This is a genomic window from Paracoccus sp. NSM (genome assembly GCF_052379855.1).
Classification (GTDB): domain Bacteria; phylum Pseudomonadota; class Alphaproteobacteria; order Rhodobacterales; family Rhodobacteraceae; genus Paracoccus.
Genome location: NZ_JBQTCG010000010.1, coordinates 36,383 through 53,296, shown reverse-complemented (window position 1 = coordinate 53,296; position 16,914 = coordinate 36,383). Strand labels below are relative to the sequence as shown.

Genomic DNA, 16,914 nt, shown 5'->3' with positions numbered 1-16,914 from the left:
CTTATCCCTCATGGCAGCAGCGGTCCCCAGGACGGGTCCGAGGCGGCAAAATCCAGTTGAAGCGGTCGCATGTTTCGCCCGGTGATGTCCACAGAATGCAGCCGCGGCTCGCCGGTTCCGCCCGGAGTGACGCGCGTGAACATCACCACCCGCCCATTCGGCGCCCAGGTCGGCCCTTCGTCCAGGAAGGATTCGGTCAGCATCTTCTCGCCCGACCCGTCGGTCCGCATCACGCCGATATGGAACCGGTCGCCGATCCGCTTGGTGAAGGCGATCATGTCGCCGCGCGGCGACCAGACCGGCGTGCCGTAGCGGCCGTCGCCAAAGCTGATCCGCTGCGGTTCGGCGCCATCGAGGCCCATGATGTAAAGCTGCGGCGTCCCCGAACGGTCGCTTTCAAAGACGATGCGGCTGCCATCCGGGCTGAAGCTGGGCGAGGTCTCGATCGAGGGCGCGTTGGTCAAAGGCCGCTGCCCGCCCGTCGCCACATCCATCAGCCAGATGTCGGAATTGCCGCCCTGTTCGCGCGAATAGGCGATGCGGCGGCCATCCGGGCTGAAGGCCGGGGCAAAGGCCATCGCGCCCGCGTCCTGCGTCAGAGGGCGCGAGGTCACGCTGGCCACATCCAGCAGGCGGATCTGCGGAAAGCCGCTGTCATAGCTGGTGAACAGGATCTGCCGCCCGTCGGGCGAGAATTTCGGCGCCAGCACCAGCGAGGCGCTGTCGGTCATCCAGCGGATGTTCGCACCGTCGTAATCCATCACCCCGATGCGCTTGATCCGGGCATTCTTTGGGCCAGTCTCCTGCACGAAGGCCACGCGGCTGTCGAAATAGGGCCGCTCGCCGGTCAGGCGCGCATAGATCTGGTCCGCGATCTTGTGCGCGGCGCGGCGCCAATCGGCGGCGCGGGCGTCGAACTGCATCCCGTCGCCCTGCGGCTGACCCGAGAACACGTCGAACAGCCGGAATCGCACGCTGATATCCTCACCCACCCGCGTCACCTCGGCGGAGACGAGGGCCTGAGCGTTCACCGCGCGCCATTCCTCGTAGCTGACCGGGTCGGCAAAGCTGGCGGGGCTGGCGGTATGGGCCTCGGCGGGGATCTCGCGGAAAAGCCCGGTGCCGGTCAGGTTGTCGGCCACGACCTGACGCACCCGCGCGGCCAGTTCGGCATCGCCGTGAAAGGCGGGAATGGCGATGGACATGGGCTCGATCACGCCATCGGTGATCTCGATCCGCAAGGGCGCGCCCTGGGCCATCGCCGGCAGGGCGGGTGCGCCGATGGCCAGGATCGCCGCAAGGGCAGGGGCAAGGGTCAGCTTGTGGAACATGGCGTCCTCATTACCGTGATCAGGCGGCAGGCCGGGCCCGTCGCCAGGGGTCGTCAGAATTCAACGCCGCCGGGGCGAAAGCTTACCTCGACATCGCGCCAGCGGCCGTATTTCGCTGCGGGGAGGGCATAGCCCGCTTGCCCGCACATCAGGATCGCGCGCCGCGCCACGTCAAAGGCCTGCTGCGCGGCATTGGACGAGCCGCCGCGGAAATCCGCGATCCGCATGCTGCCCTGTTCGGGCACCCCGTCCGGCCCAAGCGAGAAGGCGACCGTCACGCTGGTCTGCGCGGCTTCGACCGACAGCGCGCCGACATTCCAGCAACGCTCGATCGCCATGCGCAGGCCCTCGCGTTCGGCCAGCGACAGGGGCGCGCCGACGGGCAGGCCGCCCAGTGCTGCGTCGTCCTGCGGGTCGGGCAGGGGCGTGGCGCTGATCCCCGAAGGCGCGAATTGCATCACGTCGGGCGCGGGCGCCTCGCCGCCATCGCCCGACAGCGCGCCCGCAAGGGCCGCAGCCAGCGGGTCCAGCCCGGCCGAGGCCCCGTCGCCGCCCTCGATCCGCTGGCGATCCCCGCCAAAGGCATCCCCGGTCGAGGCCGTGTCGGTCCCTGCGGCGCCGGCGTCGTTCTGCTGGGCCTCTCGCAGCGCATCTTCCAGCGCGCGGCGATCGGCCGCCTCACGCTCGGCGGCCAGCCGCTCTGCCTCGGCGGCTTCGGCGCGGCGGCGTTCTTCGGCCTCGCGCTCAGCAGCCTCGCGGCGCTCTGCCTCGGCGGCCTCGGCGCGGCGTCGTTCTTCGGCCTGCCGCTCCGCAGCTTCGCGGCGCTCTGCTTCGGCGGCTTCGGCTCGGCGTCGTTCTTCGGCCTCGCGCTCAGCGGCCTCGCGGCGTTCTGCCTCGGCGGCTTCGGCTCGGCGTCGTTCTTCGGCATCGCGCTCAGCAGCTTCGCGGCGCTCTGCTTCGGCGGCCTCGGCACGGCGGCGTTCTTCGGCCTGCCGCTCTGCGGCTTCGCGGCGCTCTGCCTCGGCGGCTTCGGCACGGCGGCGTTCTTCGGCCTGCCGCTCTGCTTCGGCTCGCGCAAGGGCCTCGGCCTCGGCGCGGGCGGCTTCGGCTGCGGCCTGTCGCGCGGCTTCCTCGGCGGCTTCGGCGGCCCGGCTTTCGGCGACGCGGCGGTTGAAGGCCTCGATCAGGTCGTCGGGGCGCAGCTGCGGACGGGGAGACGCGGCCAGCGCCAGCGCCGAACGCGGCGGGGCGGGCGCATCGAGGGCAGGCGCGGTGCTTGGCAGGGGCGCGGTCTCGGCTGCGGGCGGCACGGCCGGGCTTTCGACGGGCGCCTGGGATTGCGCGGCGGGGGGCTGGGCCAGATCGCTGGCCACGGCGACCGGATCGCGCGCGGCGAAATCGCTCAGATCGGGGGCGGGCTCGGCGCTGTCGGGCGGTGCCAGCTCGGCCACGTCCTGCGCCTCGGGCGCGGTCGAGCCTGCAGGCGCCTCGGCTCCCTCGTCGCCCGAAGGCGTGGGCAGGCTGGCCACCGCCGTCGCATCCGGCGCGACCGGCCCCGCCCCACGGGACGCTGCGGCCAGCGCCTCGAACTCGGCGCCGCTGATGGTCGAGACCTGCGTGCTGCGCATCGGCGGCATGGTCTGCGGCCGGAACAACGCACCGCCCAGCACCGCCCAGAGGATCAGCGAACCATGCGCCACCCCCGAGACCCACCGACCGATGCGTTCTTCCCGTTCGCTCATCGCCTAGCCATCCATCCGCGGGCCACCGGTCTCGGTGACCAGCACGATATCGGTGATCCCCGCCGAATTCAGCGCGCCCATGATCTGAACCACGCGGGCATAGGGGATCGCCCCGTCGGCGCGCAGAAAGACGCGGCCCGATTGCCGTTCGGCCAGGATCGCGCGCAGCCGCGCCACGACCTCGGTATCCGCGACGGGCAGGTCCATGACCAGAACCTGACCATCTGCCGGGACCGAGATGACCAGCGGCTCTTCCTGTTCGGTCGGCACGGCATTGGCGGCGGTCTGGGGCAGGTTCAGCGGCACACCCGCCGTCAGCAGCGGGGCCGCGACCATGAAGATGATCAGCAGTACCAGCATGACGTCCACGAAGGGCGTCACGTTGATCTCGGACATGGGCGCGTTGCGCCGCCGTCCGCGCCCCTTGCGGGCTTCGCGCTTGACGACCGAGGCGCTCATGCGGCGGGCTCTTCGATCTGGCGCGACAGCAGGCTGGCGAATTCGTCGGCGAAATTCTCCCAGCTGCCGGTGATGCGGTCGGCGTCGCCCGACAGCTTGTTGTAGAAGATCACCGCCGGAATGGCCGCGACAAGGCCGAGCGCGGTCGCCAGCAGCGCCTCGGCGATACCGGGGGCCACGACGGCAAGGCTGGTATCCTGGCTCAGTGCGATGCCTTCAAAGGCGGACTTGATCCCCCAGACCGTCCCGAAGAGCCCGATAAAGGGCGAGGTCGAGCCGACAGTCGCCAGGAACGAAAGGCCCTTGAACAGGCGGGCTTCCTCGCGCTGGATGGCGATGTTCATGGCGCGGTCGATGCGCGGCAGAGAGCCGGGGATCAACTCGCCGCTGTCGCGCTGGCTGCGGTTCCATTCGGTCATCCCGGCGGCAAAGATGCGCTCGGGCGCGGTGCGCGGGCGGTCCCCGATGCGGTCGAACAGGTCGTCCAGCGGCTCGCCCGACCAGAAGGCGCGGTCAAAGGCCGCCGCATCGCGCCGCGCGCGCGCAAAGACCAGGTATTTCTGGACGATGATCGCCCAGGCCCAGAATGAGGCCACAAGCAGCATGATCATCACGACCTGCACCGTCAGCGAGGACTGCAGGAACAGCCCAACGGCCGAAAAGTCGATGGCCTCGGCGGCCTGAATGGTTTCCATCTTCACTGCCTCGTCGTCATGGACCTGCGGCGGGCTCTGCCGGGTCGGGCGCCTTTTACCCTGTATCTGCCACGGGTTTCATCCCCCGCGGCAACACAAAGGCGTCACTTCCTCCGGTTCCGGACAGGCTGTGCCGCAATCGCCTCATAGGCAAGGGGCTGGGAACGCGCCAGCCTGTCCGCTGCGGCGCTCAGGGCGCCAGAAGCCGGCGCAACCTGTCGGGCAGGCGGACGGGCCGGCCCGAAGCGTCCAGACAGACGATGGTGACGCTTGCCCGGAACAGCGCCGCGCCGTCGCGCAGAACCTCCTGCGTCAGGATCAGGCGGGCGGGCCGCATCTCGGCCAGCGCGGTAGTGACGTCCAGCATGTCCTCGAAACGGGCGGGGGCCAGATAATCGGCCTCGACCCGGCGGACGGCGAAGACGAGGCCCTGATCCTCCTTCAGCGCGCGCTGGTCCAGACCCAGATCGCGCAGCCAGTCCGACCGGCCGCGTTCGATGAACTTCAGGTAATTGGCGTAATAGACGATACCGGCCAGGTCGGTATCCTCGTAGTAGACGCGCAGCCGGATGCGGTGGCTCATGACCGGGCGGCCGCCATCCGGGCCGCCAGCCGCAGCGCATGGCTCGGATCGCGGCTGGCCACCGGCAGGACCGGATCATAGGCCGCCCGGATCAGCGCCGCCATAGAGGCCGAAGGCCGCACGTCGCGCGCGAAATTCAGGGCAGACCGCATCATCACCGCCTCGGCAAGCTGGGCCGGATGGGCCTCGGCCAAAGCGCCGGACATGCGCAGAAATCCCAGACAGGCCCGGATGCCGCCATCGGCATCGAAGCGGAAGATGCGGTACTGATCCGCGCCCTCCCCGCCCGAGGCCGCCGCCAGCCGCGCAGGCAACCCCGCCTGTCCGGTCAGGGCGTCCAGATCCGGCACGTCCTCCAGTTCCGCCCAGTCGCGCAGGAAGAACAGCATCAGATTGGCCCCCATCTCGGGGTCCGTTTCTGCCAGCGGATGCCCGGCATGGGCAAAGCCTGCCCTTATCGCGCCACGAAAGATGTCCAGGCTCTCATCGGCCAGACCGAAGATGACCGGCGCCACGGGCCGTCCCCACCGCGCGCAGAAGAACCGCCCGTCCGTGCCGGTGAACAATCGCTCGATCTTGTCCGCACCCATCATCCGTTCCGCCCCGGGCCTGCTTTGCCTTGGTTTCAAATATCCCGGGGGGCCGTCCGCAGGACGGCGGGGGCAGAGCCCCCTCCGCACCCTCGGCACGGCGCATGGTCCCGGCGTCTCAGGCGACGATCGTCGCCTCGGTCGAGGCGCGCAGATCGGCCTCGGTCACGCCATCGGCCAGTTCCACGATCCGCAAACCGCCCGGCACGACGTCCAGAACGCCCAGATTGGTGATGATCCGGTCCACCACGCCCTTGCCCGTCAGGGGCAGCGTGCAGGCCCGCAGAACCTTCGATTCGCCCGCCTTGTTCGTGTGGTCCATCACCACGATCACCCGGCCCACGCCCGCGACCAGGTCCATCGCGCCGCCCATGCCCTTGACCAGCTTGCCCGGGATCATCCAGTTCGCCAGATCGCCCGCCTCGGACACCTCCATCGCGCCCAGGATCGCCGCCGCGATCTTGCCGCCCCGGATCATCCCGAAGCTCGTCGCGCTGTCGAAATAGGACGTCCGCGACAGCTCCGTGATCGTCTGCTTGCCCGCATTGATCAGGTCGGGATCCTCCTCGCCCTCGAACGGGAAGGGGCCCATGCCCAGCATGCCGTTCTCGGATTGCAGCGTGATGTCCTTGTCGCCCACGTAATTGGCCACCAGCGTCGGGATGCCGATGCCGAGGTTCACATACATCCCGTCTTCCAGTTCAAGCGCCGCGCGCGCGGCCATCTGGTTGCGGTCCCAGCCCATGATCAGGCCTCCTCACGCTTGCGGGTGGTGCGCTGCTCGATGCGCTTCTCGTGGCTGCCCTGGATGATGCGGTGGACATAGATGCCGGGCAGGTGGATCAGGTCGGGGTCCAGGCTGCCGCGCGGGACGATCTCCTCGACCTCGGCCACGCAGACGCGCCCGCACATCGCCGCCGGAGGGTTGAAGTTGCGCGCCGTCTTGCGGAACACCAGATTGCCCGTGTCGTCGGCCTTCCAGGCCTTGACGATCGAGAGGTCCGCCACGATCCCGCGTTCGAGGATGTAATCCTGGCCGTCGAAGGTCTTGACCTCCTTGCCCTCGGCGATGACGGTGCCGACGCCGGTCTTGGTGTAGAAGCCCGGAATGCCCGCGCCGCCCGCGCGCATCCGCTCGGCCAGGGTGCCTTGCGGGTTGAATTCCAGCTCAAGCTCGCCCGACAGGTATTGCCGCATGAATTCGGCATTCTCGCCGACATAGGAACTGATCATCTTGCGGATCTGGCGCGTGTCCAGAAGCTTGCCCAGACCGAACCCATCCACGCCGCAATTGTTGCTGGCGATCGTCAGGTCCTTCACGCCCGAGCGCACCAGTGCGTCGATCAGCAATTCCGGAATGCCGCAGAGCCCGAACCCCCCCGCCGCGATGAACATCCCGTCATGCAGCAGTCCGTCAAGCGCCGCATCCGCAGTGGCATAAACCTTCTTCATCGGCCTCCCCCAGTCTGTGTTTCTGCACCTGCACACTAGGCGAGGCGCACACGCTGTCAATCGGCGCGGGCGATGTTACCGCCCGCAGCGCTCAATCGACGTCCTTCGAGGGCTTGGAACTGGCGGTTTTCGCCTTGGTCGCCGCCTTGGTCGCCGCCTTGGTCGTCGTGCCTTTCGCCTTGGCCTTGGTGGTGGCCTTCGGCTTGGCGGTTTTCGCGGCGGCAGGCTTGCGCGTCGATTTGGCGGGCGATTTCCCCGCCTTTGCCGCGATCAGTTCCAAGGCCTGTTCAAGAGTAAGATCCTCGGGCGTGGTGTCACGGGGCAGGGTGGCGTTGACCTTGGCCCATTTGACATAGGGGCCATATCGCCCGTTCATCACCTGGATCGGGCCGCCATCGGGATGATCGCCAAGTTCACGCAAAGGCGCGGCAGCGGCCGCGCGTCCGCGCGTCTGCTTGGCCGCCAAAACCTCGACCGCGCGGTTCATGCCGATGGTGAAGACCTCGTCCACATCCGCGATATTGGCGTATTTCGTGCCGTGCTTCACATAGGGACCGAACCGTCCGATTCCGGCCTCGATCAGCACGCCGTCCTCGGGATGCGGGCCGACCGGGCGCGGCAACGACAACAGCTGGACCGCGCGTTCCAGATCCAGCGTCGCCGCGTCCCACCCTTTCGGGATCGAGGCGCGGGGCGGCTTGGGGTTTTCGTCTGTCGCCTCGCCGCGCTGGACATAGGGGCCGAAGCGCCCGGTCTTGAGGCTGATCGGATCGCCCTGATCCTCGCCCAGAACGCGGTCGCCGACCGGGGCCTCGCCATCCGGCGCCGAAAGCGGGCGGGTATAGCGGCATTCGGGGTAATTCGTGCAGCCGATGAAGGCCCCGCCCGACCGCGCGGTCTTGAGGTTCAGGCGCCCCGCGCCGCAGAGTGGACAGGCACGCGGATCGCCGCCATCGGCCCGCGGCGGATAGAGATGCGGGGCCAGCGCATCGTCGATCGCATCGAGAACCTCGGTGATGCGAAGCTCGGACGTGCCTTCCAGCGCTTTCGAAAAATCCTTCCAGAAGCGTCCGAGCACGTCGCGCCACACCCGCTCGCCGGCGCTGATCTCGTCCAGTTCGTTTTCCAGATCGGCGGTGAAATCGTAGCTGACATAGCGCGGGAAATATTTCAGCAGGAAGATCGTGACCAGCCGACCCTTGTCCTCGGGGATCAGGCGGTTCTTGTCCTTGCGAACATAGTCGCGGTCCTGGATCGTCGTCACGATGCTGGCATAGGTCGAGGGGCGCCCGATGCCCAGTTCCTCCATCCGCTTGACCAGCGTGGCCTCGGTATAGCGGGGGGGCGGCTGGGTGAAGTGCTGGCGCGAGGCGACGGCGGCGCGATCGTCGGTCAGAAAGCCGGGCGCGGCTTTCTGGCCTGCGGGGGCGGTCAGAGGGTCGCCGCCCTTCTCGCGTGCCTTGGCCAGTTCCCCGGAGAAGGCGGCGGCGACGAGGCGCGCGGCCTCACCTTCGGTGATGGCGGGCAGGCGGGCGCTGTCCTCGCCCTCGTCATCGTCGCGGCCCTGGTCGTAAACGCGCAGGAAGCCGTCGAACAGCATGACCTGTCCCGTCGCGCGCAGGCCGACCTGATTGTCGGGGCTGGCGATCTCGACGGTCGTGCGCTCCATCCGCGCGGCTTCCATCTGGCTGGCGATGGTGCGCTTCCAGATCAGGTCATAGAGGTTGCGCTGGTCATCCGCGCTGACCTTCAGCCGGTCGGGCGACATCATCATGTTGGTCGGTCGGATGCATTCATGCGCCTCTTGCGCGTTCTTGGCCTTGTTCTTGTACATCCGCGGGGATTTCGGCAGGTAATTCTCGCCGAATTTCGCCTTGATCGCGTCGCGCGCCGACATCACGGCCTCGGGTGCCATGTCGATGCCGTCGGTCCGCATGTAAGTGATCAGCCCGGCCTCGTAGAGCCGCTGCGCCGCCGACATGCAGGCCTTGGCGCCCATGCCCAGCTTGCGGCTGGCCTCCTGCTGGAGGGTCGAGGTCATGAAGGGCGGCCAGGGGTTGCGGCTGGCGGGCTTGGCCGCGACGCTCGCGACCTTGAGGTCGCGGCTGGCCACCGCGCTCAGCGCCATCGCGGCCTGATCCTGATCGGCCAGATCGAAACGGTCCAGCTTGCGTCCCGCCAGCGAGACCAGCGTGGCGTCGTATTCCTCGCCGCCCGGTGTCGCCAGGCGGGCATGGACGGACCAGTATTCGCGGGCCTTGAAGGCCTCGATCTCCATTTCGCGGTCGACGATCAGGCGCAGGCAGACCGATTGCACCCGGCCTGCCGATTTGGCGCCCGGCAGCTTGCGCCACAGCACCGGCGAGAGGTTGAAGCCCACCAGATAATCCAGCGCCCGGCGGGCCAGATAGGCATCGACCAGCGGCTGGTCGATCTGGCGCGGTCGGGCCATCGCCTCGGTTACGGCGGTCTTGGTGATCGCGTTGAAGGTCACGCGGTTGACCTGCGCCCCCTTTTTCAGCGCGGGCTCCAGTGCGGCCAGCAGGTGCCAGCTGATCGCCTCGCCCTCGCGGTCGGGGTCGGTGGCCAGGATCAGGGACTGATCGTCCTTGAGCGCGTCCTTGATCGCCTTGAGGTGCTTCCTGCTGTCTGCAGCCACCTCCCATTTCATGTCGAAATCCTGTTCGGGATCGACGCTGCCATCCTTGGGCGGCAGGTCGCGGACATGCCCGAAACTGGCCAGAACACGGTAATCCCCGCCCAGATATTTCTCGATCGTTTTGGCCTTGGCCGGAGATTCGACGACGACGACGGGCATGGATTCCTCGGGCAACTGCGATGGGGCGGCAACATGGGTGCGGGGCGCGGTGCTGTCAACGGCCCTTGGTCGCCCGCCCCTCGCCCATCAGCACAGAGCGATCCGCCCGCCCGGCACCCGTGTCACGCGTCCTTCCAGTTCCAGCGCCACGATCGCGGCATTGGCGACCGCCACCGGAATGCCCAGATCGCGGATCAGGTCGTTCTCGTCCGTGGGCGAGGGCGACAGCCGCGCAAGGATGCGCCCCTCAAGCTGCACGGGGCCGCCACGGTCGCGCGTCGAGGGGGCGGCGACCGGGCCGCCTGTCCCCTGCAGCCGTCGCGTGACCGGCGCCGCGACCACGGGCGGCAGTAAGGGTTGCGCGCCCTCGTCGGCCTGCGCGGCCTGAGCCAGAGCCTCGGCCACATCGGCCGCGCCGCGCACCAGAAGCGCGCCGTCACGGATCAGGGCGTTGCAGCCGGCTGCGCGGGCATCCATCGGGTGGCCCGGCACCGCCATCACCTCGCGCCCCTGATCCAGCGCGTTCTTCGCGGTGATCAACGTGCCCGAGCGATGCGCGGCCTCGATCACCACGACCGCGCGCGACAGCCCCGAGACGATGCGGTTGCGGGTCGGGAAATGACGCGCGGCGGGTTCGGTTCCGGGGGGCTGTTCCGAGATCAGCGCGCCCTTTTCAGCGATCTGCGCGGCCAGAACGGCATTCTCGGCCGGGTAGATGACATCGACGCCGCCCGCCATCACCGCGATGGTTCCGGTCGGCAGGGCGGCGTTGTGGGCAGCCGTGTCGATCCCGCGCGCCAGCCCCGCAGCGACGACCAGCCCCTGTTCGCCAAGCCCCGCCGCCATTCCCCGCGCCATCCGCAGCCCCAAGGACGAGGCGTTGCGCGCCCCGATCACCGCCACGACATCGCGCGCCAGCCATGTGGGATCGCCACGCAGCCACAGGACCGGCGGCGCCCCCTCGATCTGGCGCAGGGCGGGCGGATAATGGGGCGAATCGCAGCGGATCAGCCGCGCCCCCGCGCGGCGACCGGCCGACAGCTCGGCGGCGGCGACGCCTTCGGGGCAGGTGCTGTAATCGTCGATGCCGGCGGCGGCGGCGATCTCGGGCAGGGCGCGCAAGGCCTCGGACGCGCTGCCATGTTCGGCGATCAGCCGATGAAACGTCGCAGGCCCCACCCTGCGCGAGCGGATGAGCCGCAAGACCGACAGATCGTCATCCCGCATGATCGCAGGGTTTTGGGGGATTGCGTGCAATGCGGACCCGTTCATGAAGCTGCCTCCGACTCATCCGGGCTCACTTCTAGCGCGGATGTCGTTAACAACCGGTTACCGGGTCTGCATTCTTCAGGCGGCCGAGCCGCCCACCGTCAGCCCGCCGATCAGCAGCGTCGGCTGGCCCACGCCCACCGGCACCCATTGCCCCTGCTTGCCGCAATTGCCGATGCCCGGGTCCAGCGCCATGTCGTTGCCGATAGCGCGCACCTGTTGCAGCGCGGTCGCCCCATCCCCGATCAGGGTCGCGCCGCGCACCGGATCGCCCACCACGCCGTTTTTCACCCGATAGGCCTCGGTGCAGGAAAAGACGAACTTGCCGTTGGTGATGTCCACCTGACCGCCGCCGAAGCCCACCGCATAGATGCCGTCCTTCAGGTCGGCCAGGATCGCGGCGGGGTCGGCATCTCCGCCCGGCATGTAGGTGTTGGTCATGCGCGGCATGGGCACATGGGCAAAGCTTTCGCGGCGCCCGTTGCCGGTCGGTTCCACGCCCATCAGCCGGGCATTCTGGCGGTCCTGCATGTAGCCCACGAGAATGCCGTCCTCGATCAGCACGTTGCGGGCGGGGGGCGTGCCCTCGTCATCGATGTTGATGCTGCCGCGCCGGTCGGGGATCGTGCCGTCATCGACGACGGTCACGCCCGGCGCCGCGACGCGCTGGCCCAGAAGGCCCGCGAAGGCGCTGGCCTTCTTGCGGTTGAAATCACCCTCGAGTCCGTGGCCCACGGCCTCGTGCAGCAGGATGCCCGGCCAGCCCGGCCCCAGAACCACATCCATCACCCCCGCCGGCGCCGCAACCGAGCGCAGGTTGACCAGCGCGATCCGCAGCGCCTCGTCCACCTGGGCGCGCCAATGGGCGGGCTGCATCAGCCCCGTCAGCGAGACGCGCCCGCCGCCGCCCGCGCTGCCGGATTCGCGGCGGTCGTTGTTCTCGACGATGACTGCGACATTCAGTCGCGTCATCGGGCGGATGTCGCGCACAAGGCCACCCTCGGGGCGCAGGATCACGACCTCTTGCAGGGCGCTGGCAATGCTGGCCGTGACCTGCACGACGCGGGGATCGAGGCTGCGGGCATAGTCGTCGATCTCGCGCAGAAGGGCGATGCGCGTGGCGATGCTGATGCCCTCGGCCGGGTCGATCGCGGGATAGAGCGCGACGGGACGCATCGGCGCGGGATCGGCCAGAGTGCCGCCACCCGCGCCCACCGCCAGGCGCGCGGTTTGCGCGGCGCGGCGCAGCGAAGCCTCGGAGATGTCGGTGGAATGGGCGTATCCGGTGACCTCGCCGCTGACGGCGCGCAGGCCGAAGCCCTGGCCGGCCATCGCACTGGAATGGCGCAGCCTCCCATCGTCGAAGGTCAGTGCCTCGCTGTGGCTGCGTTCCAGGAACAATTCGCCATCCTCGGCGCCGGCCACGGCGTCGCGCAGGATCGACAGCGCGCGGTCGCGGTCAAGCAGTTCGGCAAAGGGGTCGAAGGTCGCGTCTGTCATCTGGCCTCCTTGCCGGGTCATGGTGCGCGGCAGCGCGTCGCGTTCCAAAATCGCCGGTTTTCTGTATGTATCACTTGCCCGAGAGGGCGAGATATGGTCATAGAACGGCCACTGTGAAAGGAAAAGGGGCAGCCTTGCGGCCGCCCCTGCGGCTGTTCAGGCCGGGCCAATGCAACGGGATGGAACGATGGCAAGAGCGATGATTCGCGGGGCAGTCGCGGCAGCTACGGGGTTCGCGACTGCGGGCATGCTGACCGGCACTGCGCTGGCGCAGGACGTGTTGGGCGAGCTGCCCTCGATCGGCAAGCCGGTGGCGCGCGGAACCGGGTTCCACCCGGCCGCGACCGAACTGGCACGGGACCAGCAGTGGCTGGACCATTTCGTGCTGTACATCATTGCGGCCATCACGGTCTTTGTCTGCGTGCTGCTGCTGATCGTGATCTTCCGCTTCAATTCGCGCGCGAACCCGGTTCCGGCGAAATTCACCCACAACACGCCGCTGGAAATCGCATGGACGCTGGTTCCGGTGCTGATCCTCGTGGCGATCGGTGCCTTCTCGCTGCCGATCCTGTTCCGCAGCCAGGAAATGCCGGAAAATCCGGATGTCGTGGTCAAGATCACCGGCCACCAGTGGTACTGGTCCTATGAATATCCCGACAATGGCATCGCCTTCGATTCGCTGATGCTGGCCGAGGATGAGCTGGCCGATTACGGCTACTCCGCCGACGAATACCTGCTGGCCACCGACACCGCGATGGTCGTTCCGGTCGGTCAGAACGTGCTGGTCCAGATCACCGCCAGCGACGTGATCCATTCCTGGACCATCCCGGCCTTTGCCGTGAAGCAGGACGCCGTTCCGGGCCGCATCGGTCAGGCCTGGTTCAATGTCGAGCAGGAAGGCGTCTATTTCGGCCAGTGCAGCGAACTTTGCGGCATCAGCCACGCCTACATGCCCATCGTCGTGAAGGCGGTCAGCCCCGAGGTCTATGCCGCGTGGGTCGCCGATCAGGGCGGCACGCTTGGCGACGAGGCCGCGCAGACCGCCGCCCTTGATGCCGCAGCCGAGATCACGCTGGCCCGCGCCGAGTGATCTTGCGACCCAGGTCGGGGCTGACGGCCCCGGCCAAGGAAGGATGATGAACGCGCGATGACCGATATCAACGCCTGCCAGACCGCCCCCGAGGCCGAGTTCAACGACTATGTCGCGCTGCTGAAGCCGCGGGTGATGTCTCTTGTGGTGTTCACGGCCTTCGTGGGCCTGTGGATCGCGCCGGTTGACGTGCATCCGTTCCTGGCCTTCTGCGCGGTGCTGTTCATCGCGCTTGGTGGCGGGGCATCGGGCGCGCTGAACATGTGGTATGACAGCGACATCGACGCGGTCATGCGCCGCACGCAGTCGCGCCCCATCCCCGCCGGTCGTATCCAGCGCGGCGAGGCGCTGGCGGTCGGGCTGGCCCTCTCGGGCATCTCGGTCATGATGCTGGGGCTGGTGGCGAATTGGTTCGCCGCCCTGTTCCTTGCCTTCACGATCTTCTTCTATGCCGTCGTGTATACGGTCTGGCTGAAACGCTGGACGCCGCAGAACATCGTCATCGGCGGCGCGGCGGGGGCCTTCCCTCCGATGATCGGCTGGGCCTGCGCGACGGGCGGCATCTCGATCGAATCGCTGCTGATGTTCGCGCTGATCTTCTTCTGGACGCCGCCGCATTTCTGGGCGCTCGCGCTGTTCATGCGCGACGATTACAAGGATGCCGGCGTGCCGATGCTGACGGTCACGCATGGCCGCGAAGTGACGCGCCGCCACATCTTTGCCTATACGCTGGTTCTGGCGCCCTTCTCGCTTTGGCTGGGCTTCACCTCGGTCGGCGGTCCGCTTTATCTGGCGGTGGCGGTGGTGCTGAACGCGGCCTTCATCCGGGGGGGCTGGCAGATCCTGCGACGCAGCGAGGATGCGGCGCGTGGCGACGATTTCGCCACGGAAAAGCGCGTGTTCAAGTTGTCGCTGACCTATCTCTTTCTTCATTTCCTGGCGCTGCTGGGGCAGAACTGGCTGGGGGCGTGGTGATGCAACTCAAGGCTGAACATGAACTGCATGGCCGCCGCCGGTCGCGCAATGTCGGGCTGGGCTTCGTGTTGATCGGCTTCGTCGCGCTGGTCTTTGCGCTGACCGTGGTCAAGGTCCAGCAAGGCAACATGATGGAAGCCTTCGATCACCAGCCGCGCGTCAGCCTGCTGCCCGCAGAGGAACCCGCCGAACCCGCATCGAACCCGTCACAGGAGGCCGCCGAATGATGAAACGCATGAGCCCCGAGGGCCGCACCGCGACCAAGCTGGTCGGCGTGGTCATCACCATGGGCGCGCTGTCATGGGCCGCGGTTCCGTTCTACGACTGGTTCTGCCGCGTCACCGGCTTTGGCGGCACCACGCAGGTCTCGGCCGCGGCGCCCGATCTGGTGCTTGAGGATGTCGTCCGCGTCCGCTTCGACGCCAATACCGACCCGAATCTGCCCTGGACCTTCCGTCCGATGCAGAACCGCATGGATGTCCGCATCGGCGAGAACGGGCTGGCCTTCTACGAGGCGATCAACAATTCCGACGTGCCGATCACCGGCACCGCCAGCTACAACGTCGCCCCCGAGATCTCGGGCTTCTACTTCAGCAAGGTCGAGTGCTTCTGCTTCACCGAACAGACCCTGCAACCGGGCGAGCGGATCGAGATGCCGGTCAGCTTCTTCGTCGACCCCGAGATCGTGAAGGACCGCGACGCCAGCTGGGTGCGCGACATCACGCTGTCCTATACTTTCCACCGGACCGAGCCCCGGCGCGCCGCGCTTGACACGGACACGGCCGAGACCATCAACTGAGAAAAGACTTCGAGGGAGCCGACGGGGATCCGCCATGGCGCATGCAAAGAACCACGACTACCATATTCTTCCGGCCTCGATCTGGCCGTTCCTTGCGGCGGTGGCGGTCTTCGTCATGCTGTTCGGCGCCGTCGCCTGGATGACGGGCGAGGTGACGCTGCTCGGCGCGCCGATCACCGGCCCCTGGATGTTCCTGATCGGTCTGGTCGCCACGACCTATGTCAGCTTCGCCTGGTGGGCCGACGTCATCCGCGAGGGCGAGGCCGGCGACCACACCCCCGTCGTGCGCCTGGGCCTGCAATACGGCTTTATCCTGTTCGTGATCTCCGAGGCGATGCTGTTCGTCTCGCTGTTCTGGAACTTCATCAAGAACGCCATGTATCCGATGGGCCCCGAAAGCCCGCTGCGCGACGGCGTCTGGCCGCCCGAAGGCATCGTGACCTTCGACCCCTGGCACCTGCCCTTCATCAACACGCTGGTCCTGCTGCTGTCGGGCGTCGCCGTGACCTGGGCGCACCACGCCTGGGCGCATGAGGGCGACCGCAAGGTGGCGATCAACGGTCTGGCCATCGCGGTGGCCCTGGGCGTGATCTTCACCGGCCTGCAGGCTTACGAATACAGCCACGCCGCTTTCGGCCTGGCCGACACTTCCTATGCCGCCGCCTTCTACATCGCGACCGGCTTCCACGGCCTGCACGTCATCATCGGCACGATCTTCCTGGCCGTCTGCCTGTGGCGCTTCATGAAGGGCCAGATGACCCAGCACCAGCATATCGGCTTCGAGGCCGCCGCCTGGTACTGGCACTTCGTTGACGTGATCTGGCTGGTCCTGTTCGCCGTGATCTACGTCTGGGGCAGCTGATCCCCGCCACCAGCGAAAACAGGCGCGCGGGGATCAGGCCCCGCGCGTTTTTCGTTGTCCATGATCGGAAACGCCATGCGCCGCTATCTCTTTCCTCTTGTCGTCGGCATTGTCGGCTGCGCCATCCTGATCCAGCTGGGTCTGTGGCAGCTTGAGCGCCGCGACTGGAAAGAGGGGCTGCTGGCCGAGATCGTCGAGGGGATCAACGCGCCCCCCGTGCCCCTGCCGGACCAGATCGACCCTTCGATGAAATACCTGCCCGTCACGGTCAGCGGCACCACCACCGGGGCCGAGATCGACGTGCTGTCCCATACCCGCGACCAAGGCGCGGGTTATCAGGTCGTCTCGCGCTTCATCACCGATGACGGGCGCGCGATCCTTGTGGACAGGGGCTTCGTGCCGCAGCAGATGCGCCGGGTGGAACGCCCGCCGGTCCGGTTGCAGATCACCGGCAACCTGCACTGGCCGCAGGATGCCAGTTCCTCGACCCCCGCGCCGAACCTGGACGAGAACATCTGGTTCGCCCGCGATGTCGAGCACATGGCCGAGGTCTTGGACACGCTTCCGGTGCTGGTCGTGGCCAGCTTCGTGCAGGGCGACAATCAGGGCGCCCGCCCGATCCCGGTCGCGGTCGAGGGGATTCCGAACAACCATCTGTCCTATGCGATGCAGTGGTTCCTGATCGCTGTGACATGGGCGGTGATGACACTGGCGCTGATCTGGCGTATCAGGCAGCGCAAATACTGAAG

17 protein-coding genes are annotated in these 16,914 nt (G+C 67.7%); 6 read left to right on the top strand and 11 right to left on the bottom strand.

The window, feature by feature from the left end; translation table 11 throughout:
- Positions 1–8 precede the first annotated feature (8 nt).
- From tolB to tldD, 11 genes are all read right to left on the bottom strand, one after another.
- Positions 9–1,331 (bottom strand): Tol-Pal system beta propeller repeat protein TolB, encoded by a 1,323-nt coding sequence (gene tolB / locus ACTZWU_RS13515; protein WP_444737885.1) that lies wholly within the window; start codon positions 1,329–1,331, stop codon positions 9–11.
- Between the two features lie 53 nt (positions 1,332–1,384).
- The gene (locus ACTZWU_RS13510) at positions 1,385–3,073 is read right to left on the bottom strand and encodes a protein TolA (protein WP_444737884.1); all 1,689 of its coding nucleotides are present in this window, start codon (positions 3,071–3,073) and stop codon (positions 1,385–1,387) included.
- Positions 3,074–3,076: 3 nt separating this feature from the next.
- The gene (locus tag ACTZWU_RS13505; RefSeq protein ID WP_444737883.1) at positions 3,077–3,532 is read right to left on the bottom strand and encodes an ExbD/TolR family protein; all 456 of its coding nucleotides are present in this window, start codon (positions 3,530–3,532) and stop codon (positions 3,077–3,079) included.
- Positions 3,529–4,233 carry a protein TolQ gene (gene tolQ / locus ACTZWU_RS13500; protein WP_444737882.1) on the bottom strand — a complete coding sequence of 235 codons (705 nt, stop codon included), beginning with the start codon at positions 4,231–4,233 and terminating at the stop codon, positions 3,529–3,531. Before tolQ ends, ACTZWU_RS13505 begins: the two co-directional genes overlap by 4 nt.
- 184 nt (positions 4,234–4,417) lie before the next feature.
- A complete protein-coding gene (gene ybgC / locus ACTZWU_RS13495) occupies positions 4,418–4,810 on the bottom strand; it encodes a tol-pal system-associated acyl-CoA thioesterase (protein WP_444737881.1) in 393 nt (130 codons plus the stop codon).
- The gene (locus ACTZWU_RS13490) at positions 4,807–5,403 is read right to left on the bottom strand and encodes a hypothetical protein (RefSeq protein WP_444737880.1); all 597 of its coding nucleotides are present in this window, start codon (positions 5,401–5,403) and stop codon (positions 4,807–4,809) included. The genes ybgC and ACTZWU_RS13490 overlap by 4 nt, the downstream gene beginning before the upstream one ends.
- A gap of 115 nt (positions 5,404–5,518) precedes the next feature.
- A complete protein-coding gene (locus ACTZWU_RS13485; protein ID WP_444737879.1) occupies positions 5,519–6,145 on the bottom strand; it encodes a 3-oxoacid CoA-transferase subunit B in 627 nt (208 codons plus the stop codon).
- Between the two features lie 2 nt (positions 6,146–6,147).
- Positions 6,148–6,852 (bottom strand): CoA transferase subunit A, encoded by a 705-nt coding sequence (locus ACTZWU_RS13480; protein ID WP_444737878.1) that lies wholly within the window; start codon positions 6,850–6,852, stop codon positions 6,148–6,150.
- A 91-nt stretch (positions 6,853–6,943) separates the two neighbouring features.
- On the bottom strand, positions 6,944–9,670 hold the full coding sequence (topA, locus tag ACTZWU_RS13475; protein WP_444737877.1) for a type I DNA topoisomerase: 2,727 nt from the start codon (positions 9,668–9,670) through the stop codon (positions 6,944–6,946).
- Between the two features lie 87 nt (positions 9,671–9,757).
- A complete protein-coding gene (gene dprA, locus ACTZWU_RS13470) occupies positions 9,758–10,897 on the bottom strand; it encodes a DNA-processing protein DprA (RefSeq protein ID WP_444737876.1) in 1,140 nt (379 codons plus the stop codon).
- 120 nt (positions 10,898–11,017) lie between these two features.
- A complete protein-coding gene (gene tldD / locus ACTZWU_RS13465) occupies positions 11,018–12,439 on the bottom strand; it encodes a metalloprotease TldD (protein ID WP_444737875.1) in 1,422 nt (473 codons plus the stop codon).
- Positions 12,440–12,686: 247 nt separating this feature from the next.
- Here tldD and coxB point away from each other — a divergent pair, with 247 nt between their 5' ends.
- The 6 genes from coxB to ACTZWU_RS13435 all read left to right on the top strand — a co-directional run bounded on the left by coxB (position 12,687) and on the right by ACTZWU_RS13435 (position 16,912).
- Positions 12,687–13,529: a cytochrome c oxidase subunit II gene (gene coxB / locus ACTZWU_RS13460; protein ID WP_444737874.1), complete on the top strand. Its 843-nt coding sequence runs from the start codon at positions 12,687–12,689 to the stop codon at positions 13,527–13,529.
- A gap of 57 nt (positions 13,530–13,586) precedes the next feature.
- Entirely contained in the window at positions 13,587–14,504 is a 918-nt protein-coding gene (cyoE, locus tag ACTZWU_RS13455; RefSeq protein WP_444737873.1) for a heme o synthase, read from the top strand.
- Positions 14,504–14,731 carry a hypothetical protein gene (locus ACTZWU_RS13450; protein WP_444737872.1) on the top strand — a complete coding sequence of 76 codons (228 nt, stop codon included), beginning with the start codon at positions 14,504–14,506 and terminating at the stop codon, positions 14,729–14,731. Before cyoE ends, ACTZWU_RS13450 begins: the two co-directional genes overlap by 1 nt.
- On the top strand, positions 14,728–15,303 hold the full coding sequence (locus ACTZWU_RS13445; protein WP_444737871.1) for a cytochrome c oxidase assembly protein: 576 nt from the start codon (positions 14,728–14,730) through the stop codon (positions 15,301–15,303). Before ACTZWU_RS13450 ends, ACTZWU_RS13445 begins: the two co-directional genes overlap by 4 nt.
- A 34-nt stretch (positions 15,304–15,337) precedes the next feature.
- Positions 15,338–16,165 (top strand): cytochrome c oxidase subunit 3, encoded by an 828-nt coding sequence (locus tag ACTZWU_RS13440; protein ID WP_444737870.1) that lies wholly within the window; start codon positions 15,338–15,340, stop codon positions 16,163–16,165.
- Between the two features lie 75 nt (positions 16,166–16,240).
- A complete protein-coding gene (locus ACTZWU_RS13435) occupies positions 16,241–16,912 on the top strand; it encodes an SURF1 family protein (RefSeq protein ID WP_444737869.1) in 672 nt (223 codons plus the stop codon).
- Positions 16,913–16,914 lie beyond the last annotated feature (2 nt).

Coding starts and splice junctions, on each gene's coding strand:
- cyoE (WP_444737873.1), top strand. CDS start 13,587: ATGACCGATATCAACGCCTGCCAGACCGCCCCCGAGGCCGAGTTCAAC.
- ACTZWU_RS13485 (WP_444737879.1), bottom strand. CDS start 6,145: ATGGGCTGGGACCGCAACCAGATGGCCGCGCGCGCGGCGCTTGAACTG.
- coxB (WP_444737874.1), top strand. CDS start 12,687: ATGCTGACCGGCACTGCGCTGGCGCAGGACGTGTTGGGCGAGCTGCCC.
- ybgC (WP_444737881.1), bottom strand. CDS start 4,810: ATGAGCCACCGCATCCGGCTGCGCGTCTACTACGAGGATACCGACCTG.
- tolB (WP_444737885.1), bottom strand. CDS start 1,331: ATGTTCCACAAGCTGACCCTTGCCCCTGCCCTTGCGGCGATCCTGGCC.
- ACTZWU_RS13445 (WP_444737871.1), top strand. CDS start 14,728: ATGATGAAACGCATGAGCCCCGAGGGCCGCACCGCGACCAAGCTGGTC.
- tldD (WP_444737875.1), bottom strand. CDS start 12,439: ATGACAGACGCGACCTTCGACCCCTTTGCCGAACTGCTTGACCGCGAC.
- ACTZWU_RS13450 (WP_444737872.1), top strand. CDS start 14,504: ATGCAACTCAAGGCTGAACATGAACTGCATGGCCGCCGCCGGTCGCGC.
- ACTZWU_RS13435 (WP_444737869.1), top strand. CDS start 16,241: ATGCGCCGCTATCTCTTTCCTCTTGTCGTCGGCATTGTCGGCTGCGCC.
- ACTZWU_RS13505 (WP_444737883.1), bottom strand. CDS start 3,532: ATGAGCGCCTCGGTCGTCAAGCGCGAAGCCCGCAAGGGGCGCGGACGG.
- ACTZWU_RS13480 (WP_444737878.1), bottom strand. CDS start 6,852: ATGAAGAAGGTTTATGCCACTGCGGATGCGGCGCTTGACGGACTGCTG.
- topA (WP_444737877.1), bottom strand. CDS start 9,670: ATGCCCGTCGTCGTCGTCGAATCTCCGGCCAAGGCCAAAACGATCGAG.
- dprA (WP_444737876.1), bottom strand. CDS start 10,897: ATGCGGGATGACGATCTGTCGGTCTTGCGGCTCATCCGCTCGCGCAGG.
- ACTZWU_RS13440 (WP_444737870.1), top strand. CDS start 15,338: ATGGCGCATGCAAAGAACCACGACTACCATATTCTTCCGGCCTCGATC.
- ACTZWU_RS13490 (WP_444737880.1), bottom strand. CDS start 5,403: ATGATGGGTGCGGACAAGATCGAGCGATTGTTCACCGGCACGGACGGG.
- ACTZWU_RS13510 (WP_444737884.1), bottom strand. CDS start 3,073: ATGAGCGAACGGGAAGAACGCATCGGTCGGTGGGTCTCGGGGGTGGCG.